Source organism: Aeromonas sp. QDB30 (genome assembly GCF_027707645.1).
Classification (GTDB): Bacteria; Pseudomonadota; Gammaproteobacteria; order Enterobacterales; family Aeromonadaceae; genus Aeromonas; species Aeromonas caviae.
Genome location: NZ_JAPCIY010000001.1, coordinates 17216 through 40362, shown reverse-complemented (window position 1 = coordinate 40362; position 23147 = coordinate 17216). Strand labels below are relative to the sequence as shown.

Here is a 23147-nt window from a genome sequence, read left to right as displayed (position 1 = left end):
ACGAGGGGTGCCATGCAATCCATTGACGCACGCCGACCCTCCAGTCAATTCGAACAGCACCTGTTCGATGCCCGTCGCCGCGCCCTGAGCGCCGGTTTGCGCTGGTACTGGGTCATCAATCTCATCGCCCTCGTATTTCTGCTGACCCGCTTTTACATCTACCGGGATGCACACCTGGTACTGGTTGACAACCTGCCCTGGTCTTACAAATGGCAGCTCATCACCATGATAGGAGTCGGCCTGCTGCTGCCGCTCGGGTGGGGCTGGCTCTCCCGTCAATCCCATGCCATCTGGCTGGTGTCCCTGTGCGTCTGTGCCCTGGCCTGGGGGCTAGCCTGGGCCATGGTGGGTTACACCATCTCGATCGTCGACTTGAAGGGGGGCTTCAGCTTCATTTTCAACATGGTCAGTCTGTTGCTGCTGACCGGTCTCGTCGCCGCATATTGCGATGTGCGGCTGTTTTACGCACTGGTTTCTGTCCCCTTGCTGTTCTTGTTGGTGAGAGCCTCCTGGAGTCCTGAGCCCTTTGTTCTGGTCAACACCATCGTGGTCGGGGTCTTGCTGGTGGTGCTGGAGACGGGTCGGCGCATGCTCAACGGCTGGTTCGAGCTTGCGGTGTCAAGGGAACACGACAACCTGATGCTGGCGAACAAGATGAATGCCATGGCCAACCGGGATCCCCTGACCGGCATTGCCAACCGTCGCCACTTCGATCAGGCGTGCAAGCGTGCCATTGCGCAAGGCACGACTCTGGATGTGCCGCTCACCGTGATCCTGCTCGATGTGGATTTCTTCAAGCGCTACAACGATCGCTATGGTCATCAGGCGGGGGATGAGTGCCTGATCCTGGTGGCCGAGTGCCTGGAGGAGAGTGTGCGGGAGCCCGGCGAGCTGGTGGCGCGCTACGGGGGAGAGGAGTTCGTGGTGCTGCTGCAGGAGACGACGCTGGCCGGTGGCCAGGAGGTGGCGGAGCGCATTCGCGCCACTCTGGCGGCCAGGGCTTTGCCCCATGAGGATTCCGATGTTTCCCCCCACCTCACCCTGAGCCAGGGGATAGCCCAGTGGCGAGCCGGGGAGAGCCTCGTCATGCTGCTCGAGCGGGTCGATGGCGCCCTCTATCAGGCCAAGGAAGAGGGGCGCAACGGTTACCGGTTCGCGCCCTGAGTCTGTTCCCGCAACCACTGGCTGATGCGCTCATCCAGCCAGAAGCGGGGGCGCCAGGGAGAGCCGTGCAGGAAGCCCACGTGGCCGCCCTGGCGGCTCAGCTCGTAGCGCACCAGAGGGGAGAGCTGCTCCGCCGCCGGAATGACGGCATCGGTCATGAAGGGATCGTCGGCGGCGTGAATGACGAGGGTCGGGATGGGAATGCGGGCCAGCAGGCTCAGGCCGGAGCAGGTCTGGTAGTAGTGATCGGCGCTCTCGAAACCATGGAGCGGTGCCGTCACCAGCTCGTCGAACTCCCTCAGTGTGGCGATGCGGGTGATCTGGGCCGGCTGCCAGCGCGCCCGTGCCGCGCTCTGGCGCCGGATCTTGCTTTGCAGGTTGGTTCGCATGGTCCGCAGCAGGTAGTTCTGATAGACCCGTGAGAAGCCCTGATTGACCCGATCGGCACAGCTTGCCAGTTGCAGCGGGGCCGACACTACCACCGCCGCCTTCAATGGTGCCGGGCAGGCCCGCGCCAGCAGATTGACCAGCATGTTGCCCCCCAAGGAATAGCCGATGGCGACCAGGGGGCGGCCAGGAAAACGCCGCCCCAGCTCGGCAATCACCGTCTGGGCGTCCTCGATGGCGCCTGAGTGATAGGCCTGCAGCAGCCGGTTCGGCTCGCCACTGCACCCCCGAAAATGCATCAGCACCGCCTCGTTCCCTTGTCGCTGCAGGTGGGCAAAGAGCCCCTTGGCATAGTGGGAGTGAATGCTCCCCTCCAGTCCGTGGAACACCACCACCAGGGGTTGTTCATCCTGGCCGGATTCGCCGCTCCAGGCCAGATCGACGAAATCGCCGTCCGGGAGTTCGAAGCGCTCCTGGATGAAGCGGGCAGGCGAGCGGCGCAGCCACTTGGGCAAAATGGTTTGCAGATGGGGGTTGCGCGCCCACCAGGGGGCGTGGAAGTGGCTTTCTGTCAACATGCAGCGACTCGGAAGAGCAGGGAGGAAAAGGGGGCGGCGAGCCCTTGGCTCGCCGCGACATCAGGCCAGCAGACGATCGTGGTGCTCGGCGCCGCGCAGCATGGCCTGGATCAGTTCGTTGGCTTCAAACTTGGTGAGCGCCTCGTGGGCGCCGACCTGATGGGCCCGCTCCACGCTGATCTCGCTGGAGAGGGAGGTGTGCAGGATGATGTAGGCTCCCGCCAGCTTGGCATCGCTCTGCACCTCGAAGGCCAGCTCGTAACCATCCAGCCCCGGCATCTCGATATCGCTCACCAGGATGTCTATCCGCGTGCCCTGGGAGACCCGTGTCTGCATCAGGGTGAGGGCGTCACGTCCGTTGGTGCAGACCTCGTAGGGGATGTTGATGTAATCGAGCGCCGCCATGAGCTGGCGACGGGCGACGGAGGAGTCGTCCACCAGCAGGATCCGCATCGGCTTGAGCCGCTCGCGCTGCACGTCGGTCAGCACGGGGTAGAGATGGCTGGGATCGTCCGGATAGACCCGCGACAGGATGAGCTCCACATCCAGCAACTGTATCAACTGATCTCCCACCCGGGTCACGCCGGTGACGAAGACGTTCTGTCCCAAGGAGGGAGGGGGCGGCTCGATGTCACGCCAGTTGCACTCGGTGATCTTGTCGATGCCCCGCACCAGAAAGCCCACCAGGGTGCGGCGGCAATCGGTGATGATGATGAAGCAGTGGGGCATCTCCTCCCGGCTGATGGGGCGGTAGCCCACGGCCATTGCCATGTCGATCACCGGGATGGTGGTGCCGCGCATGCTGGCGGCCCCGAGCACGGTGGGATGGGATTGTGGCAGGGCGGTGAGCTGGGTGTAGGGCACGATCTCCTTCACCTTGAGGGTACCGATGGCGAAGGATTGTCTGGCAGAGAGGTGGAACAGCAACATGCCCTGGGATTGGTTGGCCTTGCTCGTCATGGCGGATGTCCTGTTGATCTAGTCGGTGACGGTCAATCGGGTGTTCAGCATAAAGGATGGTGACATGAATGACTCCTTTGTTGTTAGCGGCGGTGAGCCGCAAAACTGGATTTCTTTTGCCATCCTTTTATGCCTCTCTTATCGGGTCGCGGACGGCTGAGGGGAGAGGGGCGCCCCGAGCCATTGCAGATGAGCCTCGGCCAGCGCGCTTTCATCCCGATAACCCAGCCTGCTCACCACCTGTGACGGCGTGCTGCCGCTTCGCAGCAGGCGAATCCCCTGCAACAGTTGCCACTGATCCTTCAGTGCCCGGGCGTCCGGGCCCTCGAGACCGCGAGTGCCCAGCAGGGTCTGCCAGGCAGCCACGCTATCCGGCTGCGCTCTGGCCAGGGCTTGCCAGGCATCTTGCAATGCCTGATCTCCCAGTGACGAGATGGTGCAGCCATGCAACTCATCCCCCACCACTTGCAGCCGCTGCCCATAGGGGCCTTGCCAGTCGCGGGGGCGTGACCAGGCCGCCAGGCTGTCCAGCAGTACGTCCATCAACGGGCTTGCCTGCAACCAGCCAGCCTGGGCGGGCTGGGGCACCCGCACGGAGCAGGCCAGCAGATCATGCTGGCAGCCAGCCAGAGGGGTGAAGGCGGCGAGGGCATCGGCACAGAGCCAGAAGTGGCTGCCAGGTGTCAGCAGCAGCTCATGGGCACCCAATTTCAGCAGCGCCGCCCCCTGGGTGACGCGCAGCAATTGGCCCATGGGGGAGCGCTTGCGGGGGCCGACCTGAAGGGTGGAAGTGGAAAAATGCTGATATTCGATGGCGTGATGCATGTAAAAACCCTGATATGATGCTGCCTGGAGGTAACAAAAATGGAAACCAGACGTAAAAAACGCTTCATTGCCGGGGCGGTTTGCCCGGCGTGCGGCAAGATGGACACCATGATGCTGTATATGGAGCATGGAGTCGAGAAGGTGACCTGTGTCGAGTGCGGGGATACCCAGGTGCAGACCCAGGAGCAGGTGGACAAGGCGACGCGCGAGGCGGAGCAGGTGATAGGGGTGTTTCGTCCCGAGTGAGGGCCATGCCTCAAGGTGATGGTACGCCGGTCAGGCTGGTCGCTGTTGATTGCTTTTTCATCACACTGAAGCCGGGCCAACCATATGCTTGTCTGCCTTTTTGAGGTATTCTGAGCCCGTTTTTTTCTATCCGCAGGATCCCTGACATGAAAGTAGCTCCCCTGAGCGTGGTTACGCTGGAATACACGGTCACCGACGAACACGGTGAAGTCATCGACACCACTGTCGGTAAAGAGCCGCTGGTGTATCTGCACGGTACCCGTTACCTGGTCTCCGGCCTCGAAGCCGAGCTGGAAGGTCGCAGCGTGGGCGAGGCGTTCGACGTCACCCTGACGCCGAACCAGGCCTATGGCGAGTACGACGAGAATCTGGTGCAGGAAGTGCCCGGCGAGCTGTTCGACGGTATGGAAGTGTCTGAAGGGGATACTTTTGTGGCCGAGACCGACGACGGCCACCGCCCGGTGACCGTCATCGAGGTGTCCGAGGAGTTCATCAAGGTGGACGGCAATCATCCCCTGGCTGGCGTGACCCTGGGCTTCAAGGTCGAGATCAAGGACGTACGTGCCGCGACCGCCGAAGAGCTGGCCCATGGTCATGTGCACGGCGCCGGTGGCTGCGGTCACGATCATGGTCATGACCATGATCACGGCCATGATCACGATCATGACCACGGTGGCTGCTGTGGCGGCCATGGTCACAACCATGCACACGATCACGGTCACGGTGGTTGCTGCGGTGGTGGCGGTTGTGGTGGCAAGGGCCATCAGCACTGATCACGGCCTGGCCGATGATAAAAAACCCGCGCATGGCGCGGGTTTTTTATGGCTGGCACTCATCAGTAGTGCGGTGGCGGCGTCTCTTCGGCCATGCTGGCGATCTGGCTCGGCTGTACGCTCTGCAATTTATCCACCAGTAGATGGATCTGGTGTTTGAGCCGGTCCAGCTCGCGACCCTGGGTGGTGACCTCGTCGTTGAGCTGCTCCACCGTGTATTCGGCAAAGGCGAGGCGGCTTTCCAGGGTTTCGAGGCGTTCGTTTAGTTGCTGACTCATGGGCCTTTTGGTCCTTACTTGATAGTCCAGATTTCAGCCAGGCCACTGGAGCTGGCACTGACGAGGTGGTCATTGTCGCGCAAAGCCACGCCATAGACCACAGCGCTAGGCGGTTTCACCTTGGGATGGGGCGAGACGCGCCAGCTCTGCAACGGCTGGCCGTCACTCACCTGCCACAGAGTGAGCTGGCGGGAGGGGGCGCCGGTGATGAGCCAGTTGCCGCCGTTGGCAAAGCGGGCGCTGGTGTAGACCTCGAAGCGGTGATCGTATTGCAACCGGCTGTGCTCCTTGCCGGTTTTGAGATCCCAGATGCTGGCCTGGCGACTGTCTGCGGTGAAGGCGAAGCGTCCGGACGGATCCAGTCTCGCCATCACGACTCGCCCGGCGTGGTTGAAGCGCCACACCACCTGGCCCGTGCGGGTATCCCACAGATAGGCGCTGTAATCGTTGCAGCCGGTGAGGGCATAGCGACCGTTGGGGGAGAGATCCACCGTATTGACCTGTTCGGTGTGGCCGAGAAATTGCAGCCGGCGTCCGGTCTGGGTGTCGACCACTTCCGCCTTGCCGTCTTCACGGCCGATGAGCACCTGGCGGCCATCCGCCGAGATCGCCGCATCGCGCAGGGGGGATTCTGGCAGGGAGTAGTAGCCCTGGGAGCGGCCATCCAGCAAGCGCCAGATGGCGAAGGTGTGCTGGGTGGCGGTGATGGCATGGCTGTCATCGGGGGAGAAGCGGGTCAGGGTGACGAACTCCTCCTGGTCATCGCTCTGGCGCCAGCGCCAGCGCTCCTTGCCCTGTTCCAGATCCCACACCACAGTGCCCTGACCCAGGCTGGAGACGAGCGCGAGCTTGCCGGAACTGGCGAGATCCGCACTCAGCAGACCCTGGTTGGCGAGGCGGATCTGCTGGCTGGGAAGTGAGCGTTGTTCGCACCCCGTCAGCATCAGGCAAATACCGATGAGATAAATGGCACTTTTGATCATTTTTCCTGTCTCATGCTTTCGTTACCTGCGATCACGGCGTTAGTATAAGGCGCTTATCACGATAAACCTCTCATTTCACGAAGGAACCGAGAGCGGTATTTAGAGTTTTGGAGAAACTGATGAACAATTTTCTGAAGGTGTCCCTGTTGGCTGCGGCGGTTGCCGTCGGTCTGACTGCTTGCCAAAAAGATGAGAAACCTGCTGCGACCAACACCGCAGAGGTCAAGGCAGAAGCCAGCAAGCCGGCAGAGGCCCCCAAGGCTGAGGCCAAGAGCTTTGAAGAGCAATCCGGCTATGCGATCGGCCTCTCCATGGGTCGTTATATCGCCAATACCCTGGAGCGCCAGCAGGAGCTCGGCATCAAGCTGGACAACACCGTGATCCTGAAGGGTGTCACCGACGGTCTGGGCAAAGAAGCCAAGATGACCGACGAGGAGATCCAGAAGGTTCTGCAGGAATACGACGCCAAGATCAACGAGCTGACCAAGGCTAAGGCCGACAAGGATGCCGTGGAAAACCTGAAGAAGGGTGAAGAGTTCCTGGCTGCCAACGCCAAGAAAGAGGGCGTGAAGAGCACTGAGTCCGGCCTGCAATATCAGGTCGAGAAGATGGGTGACGGCGCCAAGCCGAAGGCCACCGACATCGTCAAGGTGCACTACACCGGTACCCTGACCGATGGCACCAAGTTTGACAGCTCCGTCGATCGCGGTGAGCCGGCTACCTTCCCGCTCAACCAGGTGATCCCGGGCTGGACCGAAGGGGTGCAACTGATGCCGGTCGGCTCCAAGTTCAAGTTCTTCCTGCCGTCCAAGCTGGCCTATGGCGAGCACGGTGCAGGTTCCATCCCGGCCAACGCCGTGCTGGTATTTGACGTAGAGCTGCTGGCCATCGAAAAACCGGCTGCCGATGGCGACAACGCCAAGAAATAAGCTCAAAGCACCATAAAAACGGCTCCCCAGGGAGCCGTTTTTGCTTGTGTATTGTCGCAATCCCCCGGATAAAGCGATGAGGCCGTCTTGAGTGTGTGGCGGCTAGCCCCCAGAATAGACAACAAAATCAAGCGCAAGGATGGATCTCGTGGCTGAAAGCAAACCCCGTGTCCTGTTGGTGGAAGATACCCGCAGTCTGGCGGTCGTCTATGAGCAGTATCTGGCCCAGGATGGCTACGAGGTGCAGCTGGCAGATTGTGGCCAGCAGGCTTTGGCACAATTGCTGGCAAGCCCGCCCCCCGTGGTGCTGCTCGACCTGGAATTGCCCGACATGTCCGGCATGGACATCTTGCAGCAGATCACGGAGCGGCAACTGCCCTGCTCCGTGGTGGTGATCACCGCTCACGGCTCGGTGGATGTGGCGGTGGAGGCGATGCGGTTCGGGGCCTTCGATTTTCTCACCAAGCCGTTCGATGGCAAGCGCCTGTGCGCCACGGCGCGCAATGCCCTGAAGCACCAGCAGCTCAGCTCGCTGGTGGCCCAGTATCGGGAAAACTTCGAGCGCAGCTCCTTTGCCGGTTTCATCGGCGCCTCCATGGCGATGCAGGCGGTCTATCGCATCATCGAGAGCGCGGCGCCGAGCAAGGCCACCGTCTTCATCACTGGCGAGAGCGGCACCGGCAAGGAGGTGTGCGCCGAGGCCATTCACCAGTGCAGCCCGCGTCGGGATCAGCCCTTCATCGCCCTCAACTGCGCCGCCATTCCCCATGACCTGATGGAGAGCGAGATCTTCGGCCACGTGAAGGGGTCGTTTACCGGTGCCCAGGGGGATCGCAAGGGGGCGGCCAGTCTGGCGGACGGCGGCACCCTCTTCCTCGACGAGATCTGCGAGATGGATCTCGACCTGCAGAGCAAGCTGCTGCGTTTCATCCAGACCGGCACCCTGCAGCGGGTCGGCAGCGGCAAGCTGGAGACGGTGGATGTGCGCTTTGTCTGCGCCACCAACCGGGATCCCTTGGTGGAGGTCAAGGCCGGACGGTTTCGTGAAGACCTTTACTACCGCCTGCACGTGATCCCGCTGGCGCTGCCCCCCCCTGAGGGAGCGGGGAGAGGACATCCTGCTGCTGGCCCGGGAATTGCTGCTGCGTTATGCCGGTGAGGAGAACAAGCGGTTCAGGGACTTTGATGCGGACGCAGTGCAGGTGCTGCTCGACTACCCCTGGCCCGGCAACGTGCGCGAGTTGCAAAACGTGGTGCGCAACATAGTGGTGCTCAACGATGGCGAGCTGGTGAGCCCGGATATCCTGCCACCTCCCCTCAACGGGGGGCGAACCCTGGCCCCGGAGCCTGCGGTCGGGATCGCGGATCCCCAGTCAGAATCCGTCGTCGTTCGCAGGCAGGTCCGTCCGCTCTGGCAGGTGGAGAAGGAGGCCATCGAGCAGGCCATCGCCAGTTGTGACGGCAACATCCCCAAGGCGGCGGCCCTGCTGGAAATAAGCCCTTCCACGATTTATCGCAAGAAGCAGAGCTGGGAAGAGGCGAGTCCGGCCTGAGCCGTCACCTCTGCTCCCGGGCAGACATGCTGATGTGCGGGGCGGCCAATTGGTCGCCCCGCACGCTTATCAGAGTTTGGCGAGCAGCTTGAGCCTGGCCAGTCGTTCTGCCTCGTTGGCGGTGAACCAGCCATCCTGTGACAGCAGAAACCAGGCGCGGGCAAAGTACTCGGTCGCCGCGGGATCATTGAGCACGAGTGCATTCTCCCCCAGCTCCTCGAACACATAGCCATCCTCGGGGGCGCCTGCGGCAGTCATGTCGTCGCGCAACTGCGCCAGTTCGGCCATGGCCTGTTCATGGCGATCCTGGGCCCGGCTCAGGCGCGCCAGACTCCAGCGGGCGATAAAGGCTTTGCCCTGGTTGTTGTGCTGCTCGTGCCAGGCCAGGCACTTTTGCTGACAGGCGATGGCCTCGTCGAGGCGACCCAGCTCGAACAGGGTCCAGCCCTGATTGTTATAGAGGGTGGCGAGCCAGCCTCGCGCCCGCTTGTCGTGACTGCGCTCGGCCAGGGTCATCGCCAGCTGGTGCCAGTGGCTCTGCTCCTCCAGGGGGGCGGCGATGGCCACCATGTGGGCCGCATCGATGGCCAGATAGTGCTCTTCGTACTGCTCTCCCAGTTGCCAGGCCTGTTCAAACAGGGCTCTGGCGCTGGCCTTGTCACCGGCGGAGTTGAAGGTGCGGCCACGCTCCAGCAAGGCGCGCAGGCGGGCCCGTGGAGTCGCCTCTGTGAGGCGGGGTTCTATCTCGTCGAGCAGCTGGTGCGCCTGTGCAAACTGGCGTTGCAGTGAATGGGTGCGGGCTATCTGGGTGAGGAGCTCCAGCTCCCATTGCAGGTTGGTGGCACGCGCCTCGGGCAGCAGTGCTTGAAAACGCTGGGCGCTGGCAACGGGATCCTGATAATCCCACAGCGCCATGAAATCGGGCGGATTGTTCATCTGGCCTCCATGCCGGTTATCCGCCCACCAAGATGCCTGAAGGCCATTCTTTGTACAAGAAGGGGGGCTGGCGCCATCGTGACGCCAGCGTTTGCCGATCAGTAGACCATGGCAAGGCTCATCAGCATCAGACCCAGGGCAGCAAAGGCTCCCTCCTTGATAGCCAGGCGCGGTACCAGTGCCTTGGGCAGGGCAGGGAACAGGCTCAGGGCAAAGCCGAACCCCGGCATCAGCCAGTGGAAAGCAGGGCTTCGCAGGGCGGGATCCGCAGCGCCATTGATGACGATGAGCAGGATAAAGAGAGTGAAGGCGGGCAGGATAAACCAGCGGGCATGGCCGGCGGCAACCGCCCGCAGTGGCGAGATGCGATAGAGCACCAGGGTCACGAGGAAGAGGGCGAGGGGAGCCAGCAGATAGAGCGGGGCCGGGTTCATGATGAGTGTCTCCTGACAAGGGGGGCAGAGTGTAGGCAGTCCGGGTGGGGAATGACCAGTCCCCCGCGCCCGGGCTGTGAAGCGGATCGCAGGGCAAAGGTTTGCCTGGGCAGGATCAGCGGAACCAGAACCAGAGCACGGCAAATACCAGCCAGCTCAGCACCAGCAGGATCCAGGGCAGCGGGTGCTGGCGGGTGAGCTCGATGACCTCGGCTTCGCTCTCCTCTTCTGGCGTCTCTTGGGAAGAGTGCCTGGCTTTGGCTTGCAGCTTCTTCTGGCGGCTGGCTTCGCGGGCCTTCGCCTTCATCTGTTTCTTGTATTCGTCTATGCCCTTCTGGATCCCCTGGGCGATGAGCTGGGTCTGCTCCTTGGTCTGCCCCGGCTTCTGGTTGGCACGGGCGATCTTCATCGCCTCCTGCTGGGTTTCGGGGGAAATTTTGTCGTACTTGGCCATTCCAGGCACTCCTTGGCATTGATTGGCGGGCAGTATGCCATAACCGTTACCGGCGGGCTGCCATCATGGGGGAAATTGCTCTGTGAGTGGGGGGCCTCTGTTCCAAATAGGGGAAACAGGTTGCGTGGATGATCACATTTGGCGGAATTTGTGAGTCGCCGATGAAAAACCGTCACATGTTGTTTGTTATATTACCGCCCGATCCTGGATAGGGTCGTCCAATAACAAAATAACAAGGTGATATGGAAATGAATTATAAATTTGTCAAAGGAAGTATCGCACTGGCAGTGCTTGCCGCATTGAGCGGCTGCAATACCTCAAGCAACGACAGCGTCGCCCCCTGCACCGAAAATGTCTGCAAGCTGACCATTTTGCATACCAATGATACCCACGGTCGTTTCTGGCACAACGACAAGGGCGAATATGGCATGGCGGCCCAGAAGACCCTGGTCGAGCGGCTGCGTGCCGAGGCGAAAGCGGCGGGCAGCGAAGTGCTGGTGCTCTCCGGCGGTGACGTCAACACCGGGGTGCCAGAGTCGGATCTGCAGGATGCAGAGCCGGACTTCATGGCCATGAACAGCATCCGTTACGATGCCATGGCGGTGGGCAACCATGAGTTCGACAACCCCCTGACCATCCTCGAGAAACAGCGCCAGTGGGCCCAGTTCCCGATGATCTCCGCCAACATCTATGACAAGACGAGCGGCAAGCGCTACTTCGACCCCTACAAGGTGTTCAAGCTGGAGAGCGGCCTCAAGGTCGCCGTTCTGGGTCTGACCACAGAGGACACCGCCCAGCTGGTGGATCCCAACAACGTCCAGACCCTCGAGTTCCGCGATCCGACCACGGAAGCCGCCAATCTCGGCAAGCAAATCCGCGACAACAAAGAGGCGAACCTGGTTCTTGCCATCACCCACATGGGCCATTACGAGAATGGTCAGCACGGCAGCAACGCACCGGGTGACGTGGAGATGGCCCGTGCGCTGCCGGCAGGTACTCTGGACGCCATCATCGGTGGTCACTCCCAGAACCCGGTCTGCATGGAGCCGGGCACCCCGGACAAGTACGCTGACTTCAAGCCGGGCGACGACTGCCAGCCGGATCAGCAGAACGGCACCTGGATCATGCAGGCTCACGAGTGGGGCAAGTATGTGGGTCGTGCCCAGTTTGACTATCAGAATGGCAAGCTGACCCTGACCCAGTACGATCTGATCCCGGTCAACCTGAAGAATGCGGACGGTGATTTCATCCAAGAAGAGATCGTCAAGGATCCCGAGCTCTACAACACCCTGCTCACTTATCAGGAGAAGGGACAGCAGGAGTTGGGTGTGGTCATCGGTGCCACCGATGGCGTACTGGACGGTGAGCGCGCCAACGTGCGCAACAAGCAGACCAACCTGGGTCGTCTCATCACCACCGCGACCGCCGAGAAGCTGAGCACCGACTTTGGCATCGTCAACTCCGGCGGGGTGCGAGCCTCCATCGCGGCAGGGGACATCAGCTACCGTGACGTGCTGACCGTGCATCCGTTCGGCAACACCGTCAACAAGGCGACCATGAGCGGCAACGAGCTGCTGACCTACCTGGGTCAGGTCGCGACCAAGACCGCCAATACCGGTGGCTATGCCCAGTTCGGCGGCATCAAGATGACGGTGGATTGCCAGGCCAAGAGCGTGGACATCGCCACCATCGGCGGCAAGGCCTTCGATCCGGCGGCAACCTACAGCTTCTCCATCCCGAGCTTCAGCGCGGCCGGTGGTGACGGTTATCCGAAGATCGACACCATCAATGCCGGTCTGGTGGATGCCGGTGTGCTGAAGGATTATATCGCAGCGAAGAAGACCATTCAGGTCGCCGATTATCAGCCAGCAGGCGAGGTCAGCTATATCAACTCCACCTCGGTAGAGGGTTGCAAATAATCCCTGCACCCCGAGCCAATAAAAAAGAGAGGCAGCCATGGCTGCCTCTCTTTTTATTTTCAATGTCATCAGCAGTGTCTCTCGGGAAATATATCCGGCTACGGGAAGCTGCCCCGAAATAGGGCATGACACGATCTGATGGCAATAAAAAGGCGACCCTGAGGTCGCCTTGATGAAATGGGTCGGTTGAGCCTTAGAGCTGCTCGATGCCGACGATATGCCAGGGGGCATTGTCCTTGGCGAGATCACGCTCGAGGTGCCACACCTCCTTGATGTCCTCCTCGACCTGCTCCTGACGGTCCATGTAGCGGCCGCTGAAGCGCACGCTCACCTGGGCCCAGTCGCTGCCGTAGTCGGCACGGACCAGCTGGGTGTCCACGTACATCACCTCGGTGTGCTGCTCACCGGAGAGCTCGGCGCGTTCGGCCTTGAGGTGCTCGAACAGCTCGGGGCTCACGTACTCGCGGATCTTCTCCAGGTCGTTCTTGTTCCAGGCCTCTTGCAGGGTGCGGTAGTGATCGCGGGCGCCGGCCAGGAAGCCGTTCATGTCAAAGCCCGGGGGCAGACGGAAGGGCACGTCGCTGTCGGCAAAACCGGTGGCCTGCGGGGCGCTGTGGTTTTGCTCGAACTGCTGGGGGGCCGCGCTCTGGGGCGGTTGATAGCCCGCATAGGCCGTCTGTGGCTGGGCCGCTGCTGCCTTGTTCCTGCGCAGGGCTCGGAACAGGAAGACACCGCCCAGTGCCAGCAGGGCGATCAGCAGGAAGTCCATCCCTTGCAGACCTTCGAAAGCACCGCTGCCCAGCAGGTAGGCAAACAGGCCGCCGGCCAGCAGACCACCCAGCAGGCCGCCCATCATGCCGCCTTTCTTGGGTGCCTGGGCGCCGACGGTCGGGTTCTTGGTGTCAACCGGCTTGGCCGCAGGTTGGGCCGGAGCCGTCTTGTAGCTCTTGCCAAAGGATTTGCCGCCACCAAGTTTCTTGGCCTCGGCGATGGGTGCCCCAAGGCCAATGGCCAGGATCAGGGCAAACAGGGTCAGCATCTTTTTCATTTTGACTCTTTCACTCTCATGTAGGTGGGGGCATGCTCTGCTTGTGCAAGCTCAGCGAGGCGCATGGCAGGCTGCCAGTCCCTTTTTGTGTTGCAGCTTGCGGGTATGATTATCACGGATGGCATGAATTATTCATGAACAGATTGAGTCGTCCGACAGGGGAGGCGCCCATGAAACACAGACGGCCGAGTCGCTCGGTGCGCAGGCTGCGCAACAAACAAAGAGCAAGAACGAAGGATCAGACCCTGGTCTGGCCCTTTCTCGTACTGTGAGGCAGGTCTGCGGCGCACAAGTGGATGACGCTGACGAGGCCTGGGTCCCGTCTTGTCGCCGGATGCGATGACGGGACGTATTAGCACTCGCGATGGCGGGGTTTCTTTTGTAAAATTCCCGTCCCCTTCCCGCTGCGGTTTTTATGTGTATGGCAGAGCAAGTGACGGCGAAAAAAGACGCCAAGACACAACAGCTGAAAGTACCTCCCCACTCTTTTGAGGCCGAACAGTCCGTACTGGGCGGCCTGATGCTGGACAACGAGGCCTGGGATCGGGTCGCCGAACGGGTGATCGACAAGGATTTCTACAGCCGCCCGCACCGCCTGATCTTCCAGGCCATGACCCGCCTCTCTAACGCGGGCAACCCCATCGACCTCATCACTCTGCAGGAGGAGCTCGAGCGCTCCGAGCAACTGGAAGAGGCCGGTGGCTTCGCCTATCTGGTGGAGATCGCCAAGAACACCCCGAGTGCCGCCAACATCAGTGCCTACGCCGAGATCGTGCGTGAGCGGGCGGTGGTGCGGGAAATGATCTCGGTCGCCAACGAGATAGTCGAAGCGGGCTACGAGCCCCAGGGCCGTACCTCCAACGATCTGCTGGATCTTGCCGAGAGCAAGGTGTTCCAGATCGCCGAGCAGCGCACCAGCGCCAACGAGGGCCCCCAGCCCCTGAAGCTCATCCTCGAGCAGACCGTCGACAAGATTGAAGAGCTGTTCAAGACCCCCCACAACGGGGTGACCGGCGTGTCGTCCGGCTACAACGATCTGGACAAGATGACCGCCGGCCTGCAGCGTTCGGATCTGGTCATCGTCGCCGCCCGTCCCTCCATGGGCAAGACCACCTTTGCCATGAACCTGTGCGAGCACGCGGCCCTCACCGCCGACAAGCCGGTGCTGATCTTCTCCCTCGAGATGCCCTCCGAGCAGATCATCATGCGTATGCTCGCCTCGGTGGGGCGCATCGACCAGACCAAGGTGCGGACCGGCCAGCTCGACGACGAGGATTGGGCGCGGCTCTCCTCCACCATGGGGCTGCTGCTGGAGAAGGGGAAGATGTACATCGACGACTCCTCCGGCCTGACCCCGACCGAAGTGCGCTCCCGTGCCCGTCGGGTGGCGCGGGACAACGGCGGCATCAGCATGATCATGGTGGACTACCTGCAGCTGATGCGGGTGCCGGCGCTGTCTGACAACCGTACGCTGGAAATCGGTGAAATCTCCCGCTCCCTCAAGGCGCTGGCGAAAGAGCTGCAGTGCCCCGTGGTGGCGCTCTCCCAGCTGAACCGAAGCCTGGAACAGCGTGCCGACAAGCGCCCGGTCAACTCGGATCTGCGGGAATCCGGCTCCATCGAGCAGGACGCGGACTTGATCATGTTCATCTACCGCGACGAGGTCTATCACGACGACAGCCCCGACAAGGGGATCGCCGAGATCATCATCGGCAAGCAGCGTAACGGCCCCATAGGACGAGTGCGGCTCACCTTCCAGGGTCAGTTCTCGCGCTTTGACAACTACGCGGGCCCGGCGTTTGATGATGACTACTAAGTAAGCCGGGAGCCTGCTCCCGGCATCCATAAACAGTTTTCCCGGTTCGACAATTCTGCCGGTCCGGCCTTAGACGATGAGATTTGAGGGCTGACACCACCCGGTGCCTGATTATCATGCCCTCGTAAGGGAAAACAGATGAAAGCGGCTATCGCCCAGATCAATACAGCGGCCCTGCGCCACAACCTCGCTGTGGTCAAACGCCACGCCCCCCAATGCAAGATCATTGCCGTGGTCAAGGCCAACGCCTATGGCCACGGCCTGCTGCCGGTCGCCCGCACCCTGGTGGATGCGGACGCCTACGCGGTGGCCCGCATCGAAGAGGCGCTGATGCTGCGCTCCTGCGCCGTGGTCAAGCCCATCGTGCTGCTGGAGGGCTTCTTCAGCGCCGCCGACCTGCCGGTGCTGGCGGCCAACAACCTGCAGACCGCGGTGCACACCTGGGAGCAGCTCGAAGCGCTGGAGCAGGCGGAGCTGCCTGCCCCCGTGGTGGCCTGGCTCAAGCTCGACACCGGCATGCACCGCCTCGGGGTACGGGCCGAGGAGATGCCCGTCTTTATCGAGCGCCTCGGCAAGTGCAAGAACGTGGTGCAGCCGTTCAACGTCATGACCCACTTCAGCCGCTCCGATGAGCTGGAACAGCCCACCACCCGCGAGCAGATCGACTTGTTCAGCCAGCTGACTGCGCCGCTGTCGGGCGAGCGCGCCATGGCCAACTCGGCAGGCATCCTGGCCTGGCCGGATTCCCACTGCGACTGGGTGCGCCCCGGCGTCATCCTCTATGGCGTCTCGCCTTTCCCCAATACGGTGGCGGCGGATTATGACCTCCAGCCGGTGATGACCCTCAAGACCCAGCTCATCGCGGTGCGCGATCACAAGGCGGGCGAGCCGGTAGGCTATGGCGCCAACTGGGTGTCGGATCGCGATACCCGGCTCGGGGTGATTGCCATCGGCTATGGCGACGGTTATCCGCGCATGGCCCCCAACGGCACGCCAGTGCTGGTCAATGGCCGCATCGTGCCCCTGGTGGGCCGCGTCTCCATGGACATGACCACGGTGGATCTCGGCCCCGGCGCCACCGACAAGGCCGGCGACGAGGCGGTGCTCTGGGGGGAAGGGCTGCCGGTGGAGCGGGTGGCCGACCAGATCGGCACCATTCCCTATGAGCTCATCACCAAGCTCACCTCCCGCGTCTTTATGGAGTACGTGTAGGCGAGTCGCCCCTCATCCCCCACCCTTCTCCCGCGAGGGGAGAACAAAAAGGCCGCCCCGACAAGGGCGGCCTTTTTCATGGGCGTGTCCCATAGACGAAAGAACAAGCCCCGCATCTGCGGGGCTTGAGTCTCCGTCACTATGCGGCGCTTAGCCTATGGTCATCAGGCTGGCGTTGCCACCGGCGGCGGCGGTGTTGACCGAGAGGGCGTGCTCGATGAGCAGGCGCTCCAGCGGGATGTCGGTCTCGCCGCGATGCAGGCCGTGCACACCGATGATGGCGCCGTTACGGGCTGCCTGGCGCGCGGCGGCGAGCTTGCCCACCTCCCGCAACTGATCCGAGTCGCCGTGGTGCAGCAGGGCATCGAAGTCCGTCTCCCCCGTGGCCCAGTCCGCCACCAGCGCGATGGGATCCCGCGCCTCGGTCGGCAGGGAAGAGAGCAGGGCGCGTGTCTGGGCATCGTCCGGCAGCAGCACCTGGCTGCCGACCGCCAGACAGGCGGCCAGCTGGGCCAGCAGGTCGGCCTTCTCCTGGGCAAGACAGAGCACCCGTTCCCGGGGCAGCAGGCTGTAGCTGTTGCGCTCGCCGGTGGGGCCGGTCAGCAACTGGGTACGGCCGCTCTGGGAGAGCGCGGCGTAGTGATCGCACAGGGCGGCGAGGGCCGGATCCTGCTTGCTCGCCCAGTCGCGCAGGGCCACGAGGGGGGCTTTCGCCTCGGCATGCAGGGCACCGGACTCCTGGTGCAGCTGGTTGGCCACCGCCTCCTGGGGACGGGCGCCGAGCAGGCGATACATGTAGAGCGGGCCACCGGCCTTGGGACCAGTGCCGGAAAGCCCTTCCCCACCGAAGGGTTGCACCCCGACCACGGCGCCTACGATGTTGCGGTTGACGTAGAGGTTGCCCACCTTGGCCACATTCACCACCTGGGCGATGGTCTCGTCGATGCGGGTATGGACACCCAGGGTCAGGCCGTAACCGCTGCCGTTGATCTGCTCGAGCAGCTCCCCGAGCCGGGTGCGCGGGTAGCGGACCAGGTGCAGCACAGGGCCGAACACTTCGCGTCCCAGTTCGTCCAGGCTGTCGAGCTCGATCAGGGTCGGCAGCACGAAGGTGCCGCGGCTGCAGGCATCCCCCTGGGTGCGAGCGATCTGGTGCACCTTGCGCCCCTTGTCGCCCATGGCCTTGATGTGGCGTTCGATGTTGGTCTTGGCCTCGGCGTCGATGACGGGGCCGATGTCGGTGGAGAGGTGCTCGGGGCTGCCGACCTTGTACTCGGCCATGGCGCCCTTGAGCATCCGGATCACCCGATCCGCCACGTCATCCTGCACGCACAGCACTCGCAGGGCGGAGCAGCGCTGACCGGCGCTGTCGAACGCCGAGGAGATGACATCCATCACCACCTGTTCGGTCAAGGCGGAGGAGTCGACGATCATGGCGTTCTGGCCGCCGGTCTCGGCGATGAGGGGAATGGTGCGACCCTGGGCGTCGAGGCGACCGGCCAGGTTGCAGGAGATGATGCCCGCCACCTCGGTGGAGCCGGTGAACATGACGCCGCGCACCCGTTCGTCCGCGATGAGCGCCGCACCCACGGTCTCACCACGGCCCGGCAGCAGTTGCACCGCACCGGCGGGAACCCCCGCTTCCAGCAGGATGCGCACCGCTTGTGCCGCGATGAGGGGGGTCTGCTCGGCAGGCTTGGCCAGCACCGTATTGCCGGCGGCCAGGGCCGCGCACACCTGGCCGCTGAAGATGGCCAGGGGGAAGTTCCAGGGGCTGATGCAGACCACGGGGCCGAGCGGCCTGTGGGTGTCGTTGGCGAAGTGGTTGCGCGCCTGGGCGGCGTAGTAGCGCAAAAAGTCCACCGCCTCGCGCACCTCGGCGATGGCGTTGGCGAAGGTCTTGCCGGATTCGCGAACCAGCAGGCCCATCAGGGGTTGCAGTTCGGATTCCATCAGATCGGCTGCCCTGTCCAGCACGGCGGCCCGCTCGGCTGGCGGGGTGGACTGCCAGATCTGGCCGCTCGTGAGGGAGCAGGCGAGCGCCTTGTCCACCAGCGCTACCGTGGCTTCGCTCACCTGACCGACGACATCGCGGTGATCCGCCGGGTTGAGCACGGGCTGGAACTGGGTCGGCGCCTCGGTGTCGCAACCCAGCATGGGCACGGCCTGATAGGCGGTGTTGGTGCTGGCGAGCAGGGCGGCGGAGAGTGACCCCAGGCGGTGCTCGTTCGCGAGATCCAGACCTGCGGAGTTCGGGCGCGCCTCGCCGTAGAGATCCCGGGGCAGGGGGATGCGCGGATGGGGCAGACCCAGGGTCCCTTCACGGGCGGCCATCTGCTCGATCTGCTGCACCGGATCCTGCACCAGGTCCGAGAGGGAGATGTTGTTGTCCGCGATGCGGTTGACGAAGGAGGTGTTGGCCCCGTTCTCCAGCAGGCGGCGCACCAGGTAGGCGAGCAGGGTCTCGTGGCTGCCTACCGGTGCATAGATGCGGCAGGGGCGACCCAGCTTGCCGTCGGCCACCTTGCCGACCACCTGTTCGTAGAGCGGTTCACCCATGCCGTGCAGGCACTGGAACTCGTACTGACCCGGGTAGTAGTTCTGACCCGCCAGCTGATAGATGGCAGACAGGGAGTGGGCGTTGTGGGTGGCGAACTGGGGATAGATGGCCTCGGGCACCGCCAGCAGCTTGCGGGCGCAGGCGAGGTAGGAGACGTCCGTGTAGGGCTTGCGAGTATAGACCGGGTAGCCTTCCAGCCCTTCCTGCTGGGCGCGCTTGATCTCGCTGTCCCAGTAGGCGCCCTTCACCAGACGGATCATCAGGCGGTGACGGCTGCGCTTGGCGAGATCGATAACGTAGTCGATCACATAGGGGCAGCGCTTCTGGTAGGCCTGGATGACGAAGCCGATGCCGTTCCAGTCGGCGAGGGACGGATCGAAGCAGAGCTTCTCCAGCAGATCGAGGGAGATCTCCAGGCGATCGGCCTCCTCGGCGTCGATGTTGATACCGATGTCATACTGCCTGGCGAGCTGGGTGAGGCCCAGCAAGGTGGGGTAGAGCTCCTCCATGACGCGATCGTACTGGGCGCGGCTGTAGCGCGGATGCAGGGCGGAGAGCTTGATGGAGATGCCCGGCCCCTCGTAGATGCCGCGACCATGGGAGGCCTTGCCGATGGCGTGGATGGCCTGCTCGTAGGAGGCCAGATAGCGTTTGGCGTCCTCCTCGGTCAGGGCCGCTTCCCCCAGCATGTCGTAGGAGTAGCGGAACCCTTTGCTCTCCATGCCGCCTGCGTTCGCCAGCGCTTCGGCGATGGTCTCGCCGGTGACGAACTGCTCACCCATCAGGCGCATCGCCATGTCGACGCCCTTGCGGATGAGCGGCTCACCCCCCTTGCCGATGAGTCCCTTGAGGGAGCTGTTCATGCCCGCCTCGTTGTGGGTGGCCACCAGCTTGCCGGTGATGAGCAGACCCCAGGAGGCTGCGTTGACGAACAATGAGGTGCTCTGGCCCAGGTGCTGGCTCCAGTTGCCGCCGCTTATCTTGTCGCGGATGAGGGCATCCCGGGTCGCCTTGTCGGGGATGCGCAGCAGCGCCTCCGCTAGGCACATCAGGGCCACCCCTTCCTGGGAGGAGAGGGAGAACTCCTGAAGCAGCCCCTGGACCAGGCCCTGACGGCCGCTGGCGCTCTTCTGGTTGCGCAGCTTCTCGGCGATGCCCATGGCCAGCTTCTGGGTCGCGTCAGCCTTCTCCTTGGGCAGACGGGCCTGCTCCAGCAGCATGGGGACGGCTTCGGTCTCGGGGCGGCGATAAGCCCCCGTGATGGCGGCCCGCAGCACGGACTGGGGCAGAATGCTCTCGGCAAACTCGAGGAAGACCTGGATGCCCTGCTCGGTCAGGGTCTCGACGGCCTCTTCCCCGGCGGCGGCAGCCAGCCCGGAGTGCTCGGGCGGGGTCAGACCGCGATCCAGTTGCTCCAGATAGGTGAAGATGGCTTGCTTGATCAGCCAGTGGGGAGTGCGATCCAGGGTCTGCGCAGCCTGTTTGAGGCGGTCGCGGGTCGCTTCATCGAGTTTGACGCCGAGGGTGGTAGTGGCCATGGGACTTCCTGTATCTAGAAGGTAACAATATTACCGGACGGTTAAATTTCGCCGATGATGGTGCAACCAGGCGCAACCTTCAAGCAAGAAATTTTAATGTATTGGTTACATTGTTGAATTCTTCCATGAATCCGGTCTCCATCAGGCTCCTTTCAAGCCCGCCGCTTGTCCGCTTTTCACAGCATTATTAATGGGTTGGCAATGCATCTTATGAATGCCTACATGAGGTGCAACCCACTGCGAATCGGGTTGCACTTTTGCGTGTTCGACCGAACCTGGGCTGTGAGCGCGGCTCCCCCAGGCGGGGAGGGGGACCGGATCGCCACCTGACGGTGCCCCGTGCTCTTCTATGCTGTTAGCTGGCCACAGGGGCCAGCTATCGGTGACAAGGAGAAACCCATGGCGCGTGTCAGTACCTATCTCAATTTTGCCCGGGAGACGGAGGCTGCCTTCCTCTTCTATCGCGAGGTGTTCGGCGGCGACTTCGCCGGTCCCATCCACCGCTTCAAGGATTCCCCCGGCTGCCCGGACCAGCCCCCCCTGTCGGAGGAAGACGGGGAGCTGGTGATGCACGTGGCGCTGCCCATCCTCGGCGGCCACGTGCTGATGGGCACAGATGCCCCGGCCAGCATGGGCTTCACCCTGGTGCAGGGCAACAACAGCTACCTCAACCTGGAGCCGGACAGTCGGGCCGAGACCGATCGCCTGTTTGCGGCCCTGGCCGAAGGGGGTAAGGTGGAGATGCCGCTGGCGGAGATGTTCTGGGGGGCCTATTTCGGATCCCTGGTGGACAAGTTCGGCACCCACTGGATGTTCAACTGCCAGAGCAAGACCTGACGGCAGATCTGCAATGAAAAGGGCGCCATGGCACCCTTTTCATCTTTATTTCCCATCACTGTCCCTATTTGCTGCGCCTGCCACCTGCGCTGGTATGCCCCGGGCATGGGATTGCCGTGCGCTGCGCTGCCTTATGACGTGCGACCCACCATGTCAGCGGGGATCACCCAGGCATCGAACTGCTCCGCGCTGAGGTAGCCCGAGGCAATGGCCGCCTCCCGCAGACTCAGTCCCTGATGGTGCGCCCGCTTGGCGATCTCGGCCGCCTTGTCATAGCCGATATGGGGGTTAAGGGCCGTCACCAGCATCAGGGAGCGGGTCAGCAGCTCGTCGATGCGCGCCCGGTTCGCCGTGATGCCGAGGGCGCAGTGCTCGTGGAAGCTCTGCATGCCATCCGCCAGCAGCCGCACGCTCTGCAGGAAGTTGTAAGCGATCATCGGCCTGAACACGTTGAGCTCGAAGTTGCCGCTGGCGCCGCCGAGGTTGATGGCCACATCGTTGCCCATCACCTGGGCGCACAGCATGGTGAGCGCCTCGCACTGGGTCGGGTTGACCTTGCCGGGCATGATGGAGGAGCCTGGCTCGTTTTCCGGAATGATGAGCTCCCCCAGCCCGCTGCGGGGGCCGCTCGCGAGCCAGCGCACGTCGTTGGCGATCTTCATCAGGGAGGCCGCCAGGGTCTTGAGGGCGCCGTGGGCATGGACCTGGGCGTCGCTTGCCGCCAGGGCCTCGAACTTGTTGGGAGCGCTCACCAGCGGCAGACCGGTCTGCTCGGCCAGGGTCCTGGCCACCGCGTCGGCAAAACCTGGGGGACAGTTGAGGCCGGTACCCACCGCCGTGCCCCCCAGCGCCAGCTCGCACAGATGGGGCAGGGCGGCCCGGATGTGGCGCTCCCCCTGACTGAGCTGGGCGACCCAGCCGGAGATCTCCTGGCCCAGGGTGAGGGGAGTGGCATCCTGCAAATGGGTGCGGCCAATCTTGACGATGTGGTCGAAGGCGGCGGCCTTGCTCGCCAGGGTCTCTTTCAGGGGGACGAGCGCCGGCAGCAGCCGGCCCGTGATGGCGGTGACGGCGGCCAGGTTCATGGCGCTCGGGAAGACGTCGTTGCTGGACTGGCTCTTGTTCACCTCGTCGTTGGGGTGTACCAGCCGCCCCTCGCCACGGGGGCCGCCGAGCAGCTCGCTGGCCCGGTTCGCCAGCACCTCGTTGAGGTTCATGTTGGTCTGGGTGCCGGAGCCGGTCTGCCACACCATCAGGGGAAACTCGGCGTCGTGCTGGCCGCACAGGATCTCGTCGGCGGCCGCCATGATGGCCTGGGCCTTGCGCGCGGGCAGCAGTCCCAGGGCGTGATTGACCCGGGCGCAGGCGGACTTGATGCGGGCCAGGGCATGAATGATCTCCCTGGGCTGGCGCTCCCCCGAGATGTTGAAGTGGTGCAGGGAGCGCTGGGTCTGGGCGCCCCAGAGTCTGTCCGCCGGGACGGCTATCTCCCCCAGGCTGTCTCTTTCCATCCTGATGTTCATCTGCGCTCTCCTGCCGATTGGGTGTTCCCTAGCATGACCATAAAGCGTGGCCGAGGCCAGTATCCGTCCGACAAAGGGCATCAACCCGATCAATGACCAAAGGTTGCGCTCCGACATGAGATTCGCGGGCATAAGTGTGATGGTGCTTTCAATTATGCAACTCAGTTGTCTATTTAGGTTGATCTCCATTAGCC

The 23147-nt window shown here is 62.9% G+C and carries 19 protein-coding genes and 1 pseudogene; 9 read left to right on the top strand and 11 right to left on the bottom strand.

Annotation, left to right across the window (positions count from 1 at the left end):
* The first annotated feature begins 12 nt into the window (after positions 1-12).
* Positions 13-1164 (top strand): GGDEF domain-containing protein, encoded by a 1152-nt coding sequence (locus tag PG896_RS00175; protein WP_270835279.1) that lies wholly within the window; start codon positions 13-15, stop codon positions 1162-1164.
* Here the strand turns inward: PG896_RS00175 and PG896_RS00170 are convergent.
* The 3 genes from PG896_RS00170 to PG896_RS00160 form a co-directional block, all read right to left on the bottom strand.
* Entirely contained in the window at positions 1146-2129 is a 984-nt protein-coding gene (locus PG896_RS00170; RefSeq protein ID WP_270835278.1) for a hydrolase, read from the bottom strand. The genes PG896_RS00175 and PG896_RS00170 overlap by 19 nt on opposite strands.
* Before the next feature lie 60 nt (positions 2130-2189).
* Positions 2190-3089, bottom strand: a complete 900-nt coding sequence (locus PG896_RS00165; RefSeq protein WP_045523724.1) for a chemotaxis protein — start codon at positions 3087-3089, stop codon at positions 2190-2192.
* Positions 3090-3227: 138 nt separating this feature from the next.
* The gene (locus tag PG896_RS00160; RefSeq protein ID WP_270835276.1) at positions 3228-3914 is read right to left on the bottom strand and encodes a hypothetical protein; all 687 of its coding nucleotides are present in this window, start codon (positions 3912-3914) and stop codon (positions 3228-3230) included.
* Positions 3915-3953: 39 nt separating this feature from the next.
* Between PG896_RS00160 and PG896_RS00155 the strand changes: the two genes are divergently transcribed.
* Positions 3954-4160 (top strand): YheV family putative zinc ribbon protein, encoded by a 207-nt coding sequence (locus PG896_RS00155; RefSeq protein ID WP_010673247.1) that lies wholly within the window; start codon positions 3954-3956, stop codon positions 4158-4160.
* Between the two features lie 146 nt (positions 4161-4306).
* Positions 4307-4933 (top strand): FKBP-type peptidyl-prolyl cis-trans isomerase, encoded by a 627-nt coding sequence (locus PG896_RS00150; protein ID WP_268451790.1) that lies wholly within the window; start codon positions 4307-4309, stop codon positions 4931-4933.
* 62 nt (positions 4934-4995) lie between these two features.
* Here the strand turns inward: PG896_RS00150 and PG896_RS00145 are convergent, their stop codons facing one another.
* Together PG896_RS00145 and PG896_RS00140 are read right to left on the bottom strand one after the other, a co-directional pair.
* Positions 4996-5211, bottom strand: coding sequence for a SlyX family protein (locus PG896_RS00145; protein WP_010673249.1), 216 nt, complete (start codon positions 5209-5211; stop codon positions 4996-4998).
* Between the two features lie 14 nt (positions 5212-5225).
* Positions 5226-6194, bottom strand: coding sequence for a WD40 repeat domain-containing protein (locus PG896_RS00140; protein WP_270835273.1), 969 nt, complete (start codon positions 6192-6194; stop codon positions 5226-5228).
* A gap of 119 nt (positions 6195-6313) precedes the next feature.
* On the opposite strand from PG896_RS00140, the gene fkpA reads away from it, so the two are divergent.
* Together fkpA and PG896_RS00130 are read left to right on the top strand one after the other, a co-directional pair.
* Positions 6314-7123, top strand: coding sequence for an FKBP-type peptidyl-prolyl cis-trans isomerase (gene fkpA / locus PG896_RS00135; protein WP_029313875.1), 810 nt, complete (start codon positions 6314-6316; stop codon positions 7121-7123).
* Positions 7124-7271: 148 nt separating this feature from the next.
* Positions 7272-8676: pseudogene (locus PG896_RS00130) on the top strand (sigma-54-dependent transcriptional regulator).
* A 69-nt stretch (positions 8677-8745) separates the two neighbouring features.
* Here PG896_RS00130 and PG896_RS00125 read toward each other — a convergent pair.
* The 3 genes from PG896_RS00125 to PG896_RS00115 all read right to left on the bottom strand — a co-directional run bounded on the left by PG896_RS00125 (position 8746) and on the right by PG896_RS00115 (position 10500).
* Positions 8746-9612 carry a tetratricopeptide repeat protein gene (locus PG896_RS00125; protein ID WP_270835272.1) on the bottom strand — a complete coding sequence of 289 codons (867 nt, stop codon included), beginning with the start codon at positions 9610-9612 and terminating at the stop codon, positions 8746-8748.
* 98 nt (positions 9613-9710) lie between these two features.
* Positions 9711-10046 (bottom strand): hypothetical protein, encoded by a 336-nt coding sequence (locus PG896_RS00120; protein ID WP_010673254.1) that lies wholly within the window; start codon positions 10044-10046, stop codon positions 9711-9713.
* A 115-nt stretch (positions 10047-10161) separates the two neighbouring features.
* Positions 10162-10500 carry a DUF2956 domain-containing protein gene (locus PG896_RS00115; protein WP_010673255.1) on the bottom strand — a complete coding sequence of 113 codons (339 nt, stop codon included), beginning with the start codon at positions 10498-10500 and terminating at the stop codon, positions 10162-10164.
* Positions 10501-10748: 248 nt separating this feature from the next.
* On the opposite strand from PG896_RS00115, the gene ushA reads away from it, so the two are divergent.
* Entirely contained in the window at positions 10749-12419 is a 1671-nt protein-coding gene (ushA, locus tag PG896_RS00110) for a bifunctional UDP-sugar hydrolase/5'-nucleotidase UshA (protein WP_041211202.1), read from the top strand.
* Positions 12420-12612: 193 nt separating this feature from the next.
* Here the strand turns inward: ushA and PG896_RS00105 are convergent, their stop codons facing one another.
* Positions 12613-13467, bottom strand: coding sequence for a Tim44 domain-containing protein (locus tag PG896_RS00105; RefSeq protein ID WP_270835269.1), 855 nt, complete (start codon positions 13465-13467; stop codon positions 12613-12615).
* Between the two features lie 421 nt (positions 13468-13888).
* On the opposite strand from PG896_RS00105, the gene dnaB reads away from it, so the two are divergent.
* The gene (gene dnaB, locus PG896_RS00100) at positions 13889-15283 is read left to right on the top strand and encodes a replicative DNA helicase (RefSeq protein ID WP_039040054.1); all 1395 of its coding nucleotides are present in this window, start codon (positions 13889-13891) and stop codon (positions 15281-15283) included.
* Between the two features lie 138 nt (positions 15284-15421).
* Entirely contained in the window at positions 15422-16495 is a 1074-nt protein-coding gene (gene alr, locus PG896_RS00095) for an alanine racemase (RefSeq protein ID WP_069651807.1), read from the top strand.
* 150 nt (positions 16496-16645) lie between these two features.
* Here alr and putA read toward each other — a convergent pair whose 3' ends face one another.
* Positions 16646-20593, bottom strand: coding sequence for a trifunctional transcriptional regulator/proline dehydrogenase/L-glutamate gamma-semialdehyde dehydrogenase (putA, locus tag PG896_RS00090; RefSeq protein ID WP_270835266.1), 3948 nt, complete (start codon positions 20591-20593; stop codon positions 16646-16648).
* A gap of 399 nt (positions 20594-20992) precedes the next feature.
* Here putA and PG896_RS00085 point away from each other — a divergent pair, with 399 nt between their 5' ends.
* Entirely contained in the window at positions 20993-21430 is a 438-nt protein-coding gene (locus PG896_RS00085; protein WP_270835264.1) for a VOC family protein, read from the top strand.
* A 131-nt stretch (positions 21431-21561) separates the two neighbouring features.
* Here PG896_RS00085 and fumC read toward each other — a convergent pair whose 3' ends face one another.
* A complete protein-coding gene (fumC, locus tag PG896_RS00080) occupies positions 21562-22953 on the bottom strand; it encodes a class II fumarate hydratase (protein ID WP_270835262.1) in 1392 nt (463 codons plus the stop codon).
* Between the last annotated feature and the right edge of the window lie 194 nt (positions 22954-23147).